Source organism: Candidatus Eisenbacteria bacterium (genome assembly GCA_030017955.1).
In the GTDB taxonomy this organism is placed as follows: domain Bacteria; phylum Eisenbacteria; class RBG-16-71-46; order JASEGR01; family JASEGR01; genus JASEGR01.
On record JASEGR010000083.1, the window covers coordinates 1 to 11,010 of the forward strand.

The 11,010-nt window shown below is 52.2% G+C and carries 7 protein-coding genes and 2 rRNA genes; 8 read left to right on the forward strand and 1 reads right to left on the reverse strand.

All coding sequences use genetic code 11. The features are described from left to right. Nucleotides 1-414, forward strand: a 23S ribosomal RNA gene (locus tag QME66_11245); the annotation flags it as partial. Between the two features lie 65 nt (nt 415-479). Beyond that, nucleotides 480-596: ribosomal RNA gene (gene rrf / locus QME66_11250) — 5S ribosomal RNA — on the forward strand. Between the two features lie 127 nt (nt 597-723). Here the strand turns inward: rrf and QME66_11255 are convergent. Continuing rightward, nucleotides 724-3,990, reverse strand: coding sequence for a FlgD immunoglobulin-like domain containing protein (locus QME66_11255; protein MDI6809540.1), 3,267 nt, complete (start codon nt 3,988-3,990; stop codon nt 724-726). A gap of 110 nt (nt 3,991-4,100) precedes the next feature. On the opposite strand from QME66_11255, the gene fusA reads away from it, so the two are divergent. The 6 genes from fusA to queA all read left to right on the forward strand — a co-directional run bounded on the left by fusA (nt 4,101) and on the right by queA (nt 10,640). After that, nucleotides 4,101-6,188, forward strand: a complete 2,088-nt coding sequence (fusA, locus tag QME66_11260; protein ID MDI6809541.1) for an elongation factor G — start codon at nt 4,101-4,103, stop codon at nt 6,186-6,188. Between the two features lie 11 nt (nt 6,189-6,199). Beyond that, nucleotides 6,200-6,949, forward strand: coding sequence for a YebC/PmpR family DNA-binding transcriptional regulator (locus tag QME66_11265; protein ID MDI6809542.1), 750 nt, complete (start codon nt 6,200-6,202; stop codon nt 6,947-6,949). Nucleotides 6,950-6,990: 41 nt separating this feature from the next. Further along, complete coding sequence (gene ruvC / locus QME66_11270) at nt 6,991-7,548, forward strand: crossover junction endodeoxyribonuclease RuvC (protein MDI6809543.1); 558 nt, start codon at nt 6,991-6,993, stop codon at nt 7,546-7,548. After that, the gene (gene ruvA / locus QME66_11275; GenBank protein MDI6809544.1) at nt 7,545-8,153 is read left to right on the forward strand and encodes a Holliday junction branch migration protein RuvA; all 609 of its coding nucleotides are present in this window, start codon (nt 7,545-7,547) and stop codon (nt 8,151-8,153) included. The genes ruvC and ruvA overlap by 4 nt, the downstream gene beginning before the upstream one ends. Before the next feature lie 197 nt (nt 8,154-8,350). Continuing rightward, entirely contained in the window at nt 8,351-9,358 is a 1,008-nt protein-coding gene (gene ruvB / locus QME66_11280; protein MDI6809545.1) for a Holliday junction branch migration DNA helicase RuvB, read from the forward strand. Nucleotides 9,359-9,590: 232 nt separating this feature from the next. Beyond that, nucleotides 9,591-10,640, forward strand: a complete 1,050-nt coding sequence (gene queA, locus QME66_11285; GenBank protein ID MDI6809546.1) for a tRNA preQ1(34) S-adenosylmethionine ribosyltransferase-isomerase QueA — start codon at nt 9,591-9,593, stop codon at nt 10,638-10,640. The last annotated feature ends 370 nt before the right edge of the window (nt 10,641-11,010 follow it).

Genomic DNA, 11,010 nt, shown 5'->3' on the forward strand with positions numbered 1-11,010 from the left:
GGTTTGGCACCTCGATGTCGGCTCATCGCATCCTGGGGCTGGAGAAGGTCCCAAGGGTTCGGCTGTTCGCCGATTAAAGCGGTACGTGAGCTGGGTTTAGAACGTCGTGAGACAGTTCGGTCCCTATCCCTAGTGGGCGAAGGACATTTGAGGGGAGCTGTCCGTAGTACGAGAGGACCCGGACGGACGAACCTCTAGTGTACCAGTTGTCGCGCCAGCGGCATTGCTGGGTAGCTATGTTCGGATGGGATAAGCGCTGAAGGCATCTAAGTGCGAAGCCCACCCCAAGATTAGATGTCCCTCCATGTAAATGGACTCAAGGCCCCTCGTAGACTACGAGGTTGATAGGCCGGAGGTGGAAGCAGGGTAACCTGTTGAGCCGACCGGTACTAATAGGCCGTGAGGCTTGGCCGAACATTTGATGCATTGGCTTGTGAAACGTCCTTTTCCACTAATCACGTTCTTTGTCAAAAGATTGTTCCGGTGGCATTAGCGGAGGGGCCACACCCGTTCCCATTCCGAACACGGAAGTTAAGCCCTCCAGCGCCGATGGTACTGCTCGGTAGACCGGGTGGGAGAGTAGGTCGCTGCCGGGAATAAGAGCTTGCTCGATAAGAGAGCAGGCTTTTTTTCTGCCCTTGCGGTTCTGGCGGTGGAGCCTTGCCAGAAAACAAAGAGACCCCATGGGGTGGGGTCTCTATAAAACGAACTGAGATAATTCGCCTATCTCAGCAGGACCATCTTTCTTGTTTCGGTGAAGACTCCTGCGTGAAGTTTCAATAAGTAGATTCCGGAAGCAAGAACACGCCCGGCATCATCTCTGCCATCCCACGTCAGATCGTGCACGCCTGCTCCGAGATTTGCCTCAACCAGCGAGGAGATGAGCTTCCCGGAAACTGAGTAGATCTTGAGAGAGACATGCGCCGGAGCGGGAAGGCCGAAAGAGATGCCAGTCACTGGATTGAAAGGATTAGGATGGTTCTGAGCAAGATAGAACCTGGCGGGAATCAGGTTACCCGGATTGTCCAGGACAGCAATCTGATACTTTATTCTGAACAGAGTATCACTCTCATCATATCCGGGCGGGTCGTCCTCAGCGTACGCGACAACCTTGACCCTACAGCTATCCGAAGGCGTGTCAGGAATCGTCCAGACATAAGAAGACGAGTTTGGAAGTCCGTGAGCAATCAGGTATGGATAAGAGGCACCGCTATTTATCGAGTAGTAGATCGACACCGAATCCACTCCTGATGCATCCGTGGCAGTCCACTTGATTGTGTCCTGCTCCGCGACAGTCCACTCTTCACCGCCGTTCGGAGAGATGACCAGAACATCCGGCGGTATCGTATCCGGCGCAAATATTGTGAAAAGACCGTCACTCACATCTGAGGCAGTATTGAGCCACCTGTCATACGCAACGACTTTGATCAGAACGCTGTCTGATGGGGAGTTTGGAACCACCCACATGAAGCTGGAGTCGTTTGGAGTGGACGTCGTAATCGTATCCGGGTAGGTGAAGCCGCCGTCCACGGAACAGAAAATCGCTATTGAATCGACTCCGCTTGAGTCGGAAGCAGCCCATCTTATCTCGTGCGTTGTCCCGGCCTCCCAGCTTTCATTCCCATTGGGAGAAATGAGTGAAACCACCGGCGGCTGGTAATCCTGCGGCAAGAGCAGCCAGTCGAGAATCCTGTCCATCACGGTGTTCCTGTTGTTTGGCGCGGCTTGATTCGATATCGCCTCAAAAGGAAATGCCATGAAAACTGCCTTGTAAGGAGCAGTTCCTCTTGAGGGGAATCTTATTGCGCCGGGATTTCCGGTGGAGTTTGTGAATACCCTGGAAGCATTCAATCCGGGAACAATGTCGTCAGAGTAGTTATAGAACGGGTAACTCATGGTGAGACTCATGCCTGAAGAGATCGGATCCCCGCTGACACCTGTCTCCGAGCTGCTGTTTACGTCCGGTGTGAAGTCGTTCACTCTGAGGATATCCTTGGCAAATGTCTCAAACCTTTCAAACAAATAGTCCTGAGACGAGAAAAGGAGCGTGCCGCCAGAGTTCAAATAACTAGTCAAGTTTCTTTCATCCTCCCCGTTAAGTGTGAACTCTGTTTCGAGCGAGGTGAACCACACCGTAGCCCTGTGTTTCCTGAGCTCAGTAAGAGAGGGCGAGCCCTGCGTCTTCACATTCCAGCGAAGATAGTTCAGGCCGGTGCTTGCTATCGCGGTTTGATAGTAAGTCTCATAAGTAGCCCCGCCATCATCATCCACAAGAAGTACTGGAGTCTCTCCAATATAGACGCTGAACGTGTCCAAAACATCGTATCCTGTCGCATGAATAGTAAGAATGAAGTTCGTAAGATGCCCAACGGGTGTTCCCGGGAGAGACGAGAAAACGTAGTCCGTAATTGAAGAACCGGTCCCGGCAAGCGGGATGTTCGGGTAGGTAGAGGAATTTGAGGTTATGGTAATGTAAGAGTCCGAAGTGGAAAGCGTGGCAGATATCCCCGTTGCCTCAAAGCCATAGTTCTTCAGCGTGACATCCATAGACACCGTTTCGCCCGGCTCAGCAATTCCATTCCCGTTTCCAAGAGGATCGAAGATCGTGTGGGAGAAGTGCTGCAGAAGCGGTGTCGTAAACCATCCGATCTGGCCCGGTGTGTATACGCATAGGTAAGGACTATTCGCCTTCATCATGCAGGGAACCGATTGAGGATTGCAGTACTCGCAATTACCATTTATGACACCGTGACTGCATATTCCGCAACTGGTGCAGCCTCCATAGCCCGGCTCATAGTACTCATCGCAGGCCCAGAAAATGTGGCCTGTCTCATGCGGGAAAACGATATCGAATCCCCATCCGAACGACCTGTACAGAAGGTTCGTGTACGGACCGCCGAGATACGCCCACGCCGCATAACCGTTTGTGAATCGGTCGGCGGCCGGAGGCGGATTGTACTCAACAAACGCCGAATACGCCCAGTCTGTGCCGTAGTTCGCCTTGGCCCAGGTGTTATAGGCGGTAACCCTGGAGATGTGACTGCCCGAGGAATAGCCGAAGTTCGCCATTATCTGGGAAACCCAGAGAGGCGCATCTGTTGATGGATGGATGATTGGCTCGTAACCGGTCTGGCACCTGACATCGCTCCCAGGGTAGTTTCTTATTGTGAAGCTAAGACTCTTCCCATACGAACCCGCCTGACTCACCCACCATGCAAGACCTGATGCCGCCTTGTTGAGAATCTCGTTCTGTGCAGTAGTTGTCCATGTGTACGTATTCGGATCAATCGAACCATTGCTTTCCACAAAAAAGATGGTCACAGTGACAGTTCCAACCATGTTGTCGCTATTCCCTTGAACCTCCAAGGGCATCCTCCCGAGAATCTCCTCCAGATCCCTGGGAATATCCCCCGAAAAGCCGCCCCTCAGGTTCTCGATGTAATCATTGTAGTTCACGTCAGGATGAGGAAGGGCATCGTCCATCAGAGGGTCTCCTTTCTGAGCCCTCCGCTCTCCCGCGAGCTGTCTTTCGAGCTCACCGGAGACCGCAGAATTAAAGAACTGGACAGCCTGAAGAGTGGCCTCATCCATACTGCCGAGCGAAGATGGTTCGACATAGCTTCTGTAGAGACCGCGAACGCCGGGGATCATGACAATTGACTGCTCCGCTTCCTGTGAAAACCACCCTATGAGAACCTTGGGCGGAAAGATGAGGCCTACCCTGCCACCTGCCCGTTCTGCCGCATCCCGCAGAGCTACCTGGGATTGAGCATCATTTGTGGAAAGGAGGACAAGCGAGAGTCCCCTTGTCCATTCAAATGGGCCAACACCCTGGGCAAATGACGTGGAGAATGAAAAGGAGAGAAGACCTGCCAAAACAACTGCGCCTAGAATCCCTTTTTGTGTTTTCATGTCTGTGATATTAGCATAGTTAGCATCAAAAATCAATACGAAATCCGGCGCCATCTGCCTTATTGAATGCGCAGGCATATGCCTCTCCGGTTCGTTGACAACTGCGTTTCACCATGATAGGATGGCCAAAAGTTCTCGACAATTCTCCCTAAGCTGGAAGCCTTTTTCTGGAGCGATGGAGGTGCGTATTGAAAGAATATGATCTCTCACATCTCAGGAATGTGGCTCTCGTCGGTCACGGAGGAGTAGGGAAGACCTCGCTGGCTGAGGCGATTCTTTTCGACGGAGGCGCAGTGTCCCGGCTCGGAAGAATTGCCGACGGCTCCACCACACTTGACTATAGCGCAGATGAAATTGAACGAAAAATAAGCATAAACCTGGCAGTCGGCTACTGTGAATGGAAAGGCTGCAAGCTCAATGTTCTGGATTCGCCGGGATACCTTGACTTCGTGGGCGAGGTAATCTCGGCGCTTTCTGTGGCAGATTGCGGGCTGCTAGTCGTCAGCGGACATGCCGGAGTCGAAGTCGGAACGGAGAAGATCTGGAACTACCTCGGAGAAGGATCGGTTCCGACGGCAATATGCGTGAATATGATGGACAAGGAACATGCGGATTTCGACAAGACCCTCACGCAGATGCGGGAGATGCTCTCGCCCCATGCCGTCCCGTTGGTCATTCCAACAGGCGCTGCTGAGAACTTCCACGGCGTCGTTGATCTGATGCGGATGAAAGCGTTTCTCTATGACAGCTCACAAGGTCCGAAGGTTTCCGAGACGAATATCCCGAAGGAGCTCGAGGCGAAAGCCAAGAAACTAAGAGAAGAGCTGGTCGAAGCCATTGCGGAGACTAATGACCAGCTTCTTGAGAAATTCCTTGATGGAAAACCGCTTTCCGACGAAGAGCTCAAGAACGGCCTGAGGGCCGCTGTGCGTCAGAGGCAAATTTTCCCGGTCTTTGCCGTCTCATCCTTCCAGAACAGGGGGATACAGTCCCTGTTGGACGGGGTTGTTGAATACATGCCGTGCGCAGGCGAGGTTGGTCCCATAGAGGTCAAGAAAGCCGATGGAACCGCTATCAAGAAGGAGATAAGTCCGACATCCGGGTTGATTGCCTTCGTATTCAAAACTGTATCTGAACCTCATGTTGGAGAGCTTTCTCTGTTCAGAGTGTTTTCAGGGAATCTTGAATCAGGGAAGGACGTGTTCAACTCCAAGACCGGCAGGTCAGAGAAGATAGGGCAGGTTTACCTTCTGCAGGGCCGGGAAAGGAAAGAGACTGCGAGAGTTCCTGCAGGCGACATTGGAGCTGCGGTGAAGCTCAAGGAGACTTCAACAGGGCACACGCTCTGTGCGAAGGAGGATCAGGTCATAGTTCAGACGATAGATTTCCCCGACCCGGTTCACTCGGTCGCAATTGCACCCAAGGCAAAAGGTGATGAAGAGAAGATTTCCAACGGCCTGACGAAGCTTCATGAGGAAGACCCTACTTTCATAGTCAAAGTAAACCCGGAGATCCATCAGACTCTCATCTACGGAATGGGGGATTTGCATCTTGAAGTCATTGTGGATAGACTGAAAAGGAAATTCGGGGTTGGGGCGGAGTTGATGCGCCCCTTGATTCCGTATAGAGAGACTATAAAGTCGAAAGTGGAAAAGCAAGGCCGGTACAAGAGGCAGTCCGGCGGGAGAGGCCAGTATGGAGATGTCTGGATAAAGATAGAGCCTTTGAAAAGGGGATCGGGATTTGAATTTGAGGACAAGGTAGTTGGCGGTGCGATTCCCGGGAAGTATATTCCTGCCGTTGAAAAAGGCATTGTTGAAGCCATGACCGAGGGTGAGTTGACAGGTTGTCCGGTGGTTGACCTGAAAGTGACCCTGTTCGATGGTTCATACCATGCGGTTGATTCTTCCGACATGGCCTTTAAGATAGCCGGTTCCATGGCATTCAGGGCTGCAGTGGCCGAAGCATCCCCTGTCCTGCTTGAGCCGATTGATGAGGTTGAAGTCGAGGTTCCGGAAGAGTTCATGGGCGCGGTGACCGGTGACCTGAGCTCGAAGCGCGGAAAAATCCTTGGAATGGACAGCGCCGGAAATTCACGTAAAATCAGGGCACTTGTTCCGGGCGCAGAACTCTACAAGTACTCAACTTCGCTTAGATCACTTACGCACGGGCGTGGAGGTTACAAAGTGAGTTTCTCACACTACGAAGAGGTGCCAAGGGAACTGAGTGAGAGGATAATCTCCGCGGCAAAGGAAAGCAAAGAAAAGCAAAAGTAGGCGGGGTGCAAATGTCAGGTCATTCGAAGTGGAGCCAGATAAAAAGGAAAAAAGGAAAGGCTGATTCCCAGAGAGGAAAACTTTTCGGAAAGCTAATAAGGGAAATAAGCGTTGCAGCGCGAAATGGAGGAGATGTCGCCGGGAATGCAAGCTTGAGAGCAGCAGTTCAGGCGGCAAAAGCGGCGAACATGCCTGCCTCGAACATAGAGAGGGCGATCAAGAAAGGAACGGGAGAGCTGCCGGGAGTAAGCTACGAAGAAGTGGTCTATGAGGCATACGGCCCGGCCGGAGTTGCGATTCTTGCGAAGGTGCTGACCGACAACAGAAACAGGACCACCGCCGAACTCAGGCACATTTTCTCAAAGCAGGGCGGGAGACTGGGTGAGGCCGGCTGCGTTGGCTGGATGTTTGACCTCAAGGGAATAATCCTCGTTGAGAAGGCGTCCTGTGATGAAGAAAAACTCATGGGCATTGCGCTTGAAGCCGGAGCAGAAGATGTGGACGATGAATCGAAAGACTACTTTGAAATCACAACATCCCCTTCAGCATTTGATAAGGTCGTAGATTCCCTTCAGAAGGCAGGATTTAAGCTTGCATCTTCGGAGCTTACGAACACGCCTCAGTCAACAGTCTCACTGGGAGAAAAGGAAGCCGAGCAGGTGCTCAGGCTGATGGATGCTCTTGAAGAGCACGATGACATCCAGAAAGTTTCGGCCAATTTCGATATCCCGGATGAGATACTGCAGAAACTTGAACATTAGAAAATCGCCCGGCATCGCTCAAGACCCGAGGAGGTCCGGAGGTGATTGTTCTCGGTGTTGACCCCGGAGAAAATGTTACCGGCTTCTGCATCATTGAAGAAGCCTCGGCGGGCCCGAGATGGATTTCCGGAGGGAAGATAGAGCCCCCGAAGGACGCCCCTTTTCCAGCAAGACTGCTCGCAACCTACAGACACGTTAAGAAAGTAGTCTTCGAGTACGAACCCGACGAAGTGGCCATGGAAGGAATCGTGCACGCCAAGAATGTGCGCTCGACAGCCGGCATGGCACAGGTGAGAGGCGTGATTGCTCTCGCCGCCGCTGAAAGAGACCTGAGCGTTTTCGAGTACACCCCTTCAGAGATAAAACAGTCGGTCGTGGGGAATGGCGCTGCTTCAAAGCAGCAGGTTCAGTACATGGTTGAGAGAATAATGAAGACCGGCCGGAGCCTCTCTCCGGATGAGGCGGATGCACTTGCAGTCGGCCTCTGCCATCTTCACAGGAGCGGGAGAGTCGGACGAAATCTTGGCAATCTTCTGAGAACCGGGAGATCCAGAACCTCATTCAAGAATCTGCGCCGGCTTGAGGAGTCCAAGACTTGATTTCCATTGTGAAGGGAATTGTTGCCGAGAAGAGCCCAACCAGGGTGGTGGTCGATGTGAATGGGGTCGGGTACTGCGTGAGCATCCCGATCTCTACGTTCAACAAGATTGGTGCCGTAGGGGATGAAGTTTCCCTTCTCACTCACCTGATTGTCAGAGAAGACGCTCTTCAACTCTACGGGTTTTTCACCGGGAAGGAGAAGGAGCTTTTTGAACTTTTGATATCCATCAGCGGGATTGGGCCTAAGATCGGGCTTGGAATCCTGTCGAGCTGCAATGTCGAATCCCTTGAGAGCGCCATTGCCAATGGGGACCTCGATACCCTCACCGCGGTTTCCGGAGTCGGGAAAAAGACTGCACAGAGAATCATAGTTGAGCTCAAGGACAAGGTTGACGCAAGCCTCGCACGTGGTGAGGTTGTCCACAGGAAAGGCGGACCAGATACGGAGAAGCTGGAAGATGCGGTCGTGGCGCTGGTCTCCCTGGGTTTCACGAGAGCTCAAGCTCTCAACTCCGTAAAGAAGAGTCTTGAAGGTGCGGAACAGGAGCTCTCACTTGAGGAACTTGTCAAGACCGCTCTTGCATCTCCCTCAAAGGGAGGGTAGATTGAATTCAGTGAATTCAGGGACACATCACCTAATTCAAACACCCCCTCACGAACCTCTCCCCTTTGGGGAGAGGGTAGGGTGAGGGGCCTCATTTTCCCTCTCCCTCTTGGGGAGAGGATTGAGGTGAGGGGATAGGACGCAGGCAGGAGGTTTGGGGATTGGCTGACAAAGATCTGACAAAAAGAAAACGCGGGATAACTGATCCTGCTCTGGTGAGCGACGAGCAGCAATTTGATAATGCCCTGAGGCCGCTTTATCTGAAAGACTTCATCGGCCAGGACCAGATAAAGGAGAACCTCCGGATATTTCTTGAGGCGGCCAAGCTGAGGGGCGAGCCTCTGGACCACGTTCTCTTTCATGGACCTCCGGGGCTGGGAAAAACCACGCTTGCCGGCATCGTTGCAAAGGAGATGGGTGTCGAATTGACTCACACCTCCGGGCCAGTCCTCGAAAGACCGGCTGATCTCGCAGGGCTTCTCACAAATCTCAAAGAACGCGGTGTTCTATTCATTGATGAAATTCACAGACTCAATCATGTGATCGAAGAATACCTGTATCCGGCCATGGAAGACTTCGCGATTGACATCGTGATAGACAGGGGGCCGAGCGCGAGAACGGTCCGGCTCGATCTTCCAAGGTTCACGCTCATTGGCGCTACGACAAGGGCAGGACTCATATCATCTCCATTGAGGGGCAGGTTCGGAGTATGCACAAGAATAGGCTACTACGAGCCAAATGAGCTTTACCGGATTGTTCTGAGGTCTTCGACTATTCTTGGCATTGATGTGGATGAAGACGGAGCCTTTGAAATTGCGAAGCGTTCAAGGGGTACACCGAGAATAGCAAACAGGCTCCTGAGACGCGTCCGTGACTTTGCACAAATCAAGGCGAAGGGGAAAATCAACAAGGAAGTGGCAGAGGATTCCCTCAAGATGCTGGATGTGGATAAGATGGGACTTGACGAGATGGACAGGAGGATGCTTGAGGCAATAATACACAAGTATGGCGGAGGTCCTGTCGGAATTTCGACCATTGCTGTAGTCGTGGGCGAGGAACCGGACACGCTTGAAGATGTTTATGAGCCATATCTCATACAAGAGGGATTCATTAAGAGAACGGCAAGAGGAAGAGAAGCCACAAGTCTCGCCTATGCCCACCTCGGAGTTGACATGAAGAAGGGCCCGCAGAACGGCCTTTTCTGACATCGAATGATCTCCTCTCCCCTCTGGGGAGAGGACTGAGGTGAGGGGAAGACGGGAACAACGCTCGTGCAGTTTCCTCTCCCCTCTGGAGGAGGCAGAAAATTAGGTTGCCACCAAGTGATGCCCACCTTGCCGTTCCTCTCCCCCCCGGGGAGAGGATTAAGGTGAGGGGCCCGCGAATCAAGCAGATACGAATGCAAGCAATTATGTGATGTGTCCCCGAATTGACAACCTGAAACTCGAAGACTTCGATTATTTCCTTCCAAAAGAACTGATCGCTCAGAAACCAACACCCAAGAGAGAGGAATCAAGACTTCTTGTGCTTGACAGAGAAACCGGCGAGATCGAGCACCGGAGGTTCAGAGACATAGTCCGGTACATGACGAAGGGCGATTGCCTTGTTCTGAACGAGACAAAGGTCATAGCGGCAAGAGTCTTTGGGACGAGGCAAGACACCGGCAAGAAGACTGAGCTTCTTCTTGTAAAGAAACTCTCAGACAAATCATGGACAGCTCTTCTCAAGCCCTCAAAAGGCATCCGGGCTGGGGCAAAGATTCTGGTAGGCGATGGCGCCGTGATTGTTGAGGTCACAGGAAGGGGAGAAAGAGGAGAGTTTGAGGTCACAAGTACAAGTGATGGGGCGATTGAGGAAATTGTGGCTTCACACGGCCATGTTCCCCTCCCGCCCTACATCAAGAGACCTGACACTGAAGAAGATAGACTCCGGTATCAAACGGTATATGCCAGGAAGGAAGGCTCAATTGCAGCTCCAACGGCAGGGCTCCACTTTACGCAGGAACTCCTCGATGAAATAAGAGAGAGGGGAGTCCGCATCGCCAAACTCATTCTGCACGTTGGACCGGGCACATTCAGGCCTGTGAAGACAGAGCGAATCGAAGACCATGTGTTTGATGAAGAATACTTCGAGATTGAGCCAGAAGCTGCATCCGTGATCAATAGGAGCATCTCAGAAGGTGGAAAGATTGTCGCCGTCGGCACAACTGTGGTCAGAGCTCTTGAGACAGTGGCGGCTATCTCTTCAGGGGAGAAGGCACACCGCGGAATAGAGCCAGGCAGTGGACGCACCGGGCTTTTCATACATACTCCGTTTGAATTCAAATTGGTAAGCTCAATTATCACAAACTTCCACCTCCCGAAATCAACACTTCTCATGCTAGTATCGGCGTTTGCCGGACGAGAGAGAATCCTCGATTGCTACAAAAAAGCAGTCGAAATGAAGTACAGATTCTACAGCTACGGAGACGCAATGCTGATACTGTAGCTAGCTTTGGACGGAAGGCCTGGCACTTTCGTGCCGCCCCTGAAGAGCCATCGTGTATCACCCTTTTCTGCGACCTTGCGTCAAGAGCATAGTGAACTATCTGAACTAGTATAAAAGGCGAGAAATCTTGTCTTGACACTCCGTTTGTCTGGTATGAAGCTTTGAGAGCTTCCTGGCCGGCAGTTGCCCTATCCGTGGGGATTCAGAAGCTCTGGATTCTCTGGCCGAGTAGGAGTGAGAGTGATGCATGGAACGAGATAAGACGAAGTTGCCGGAACTAGCTGTCAACTCCGTTTTTCTTTGTCCCCTTTTTTCCGGATAGAATGTCCCTTTTTTGACGTTTAGGTCTTTGGTCCGTGGCGACGCTTGG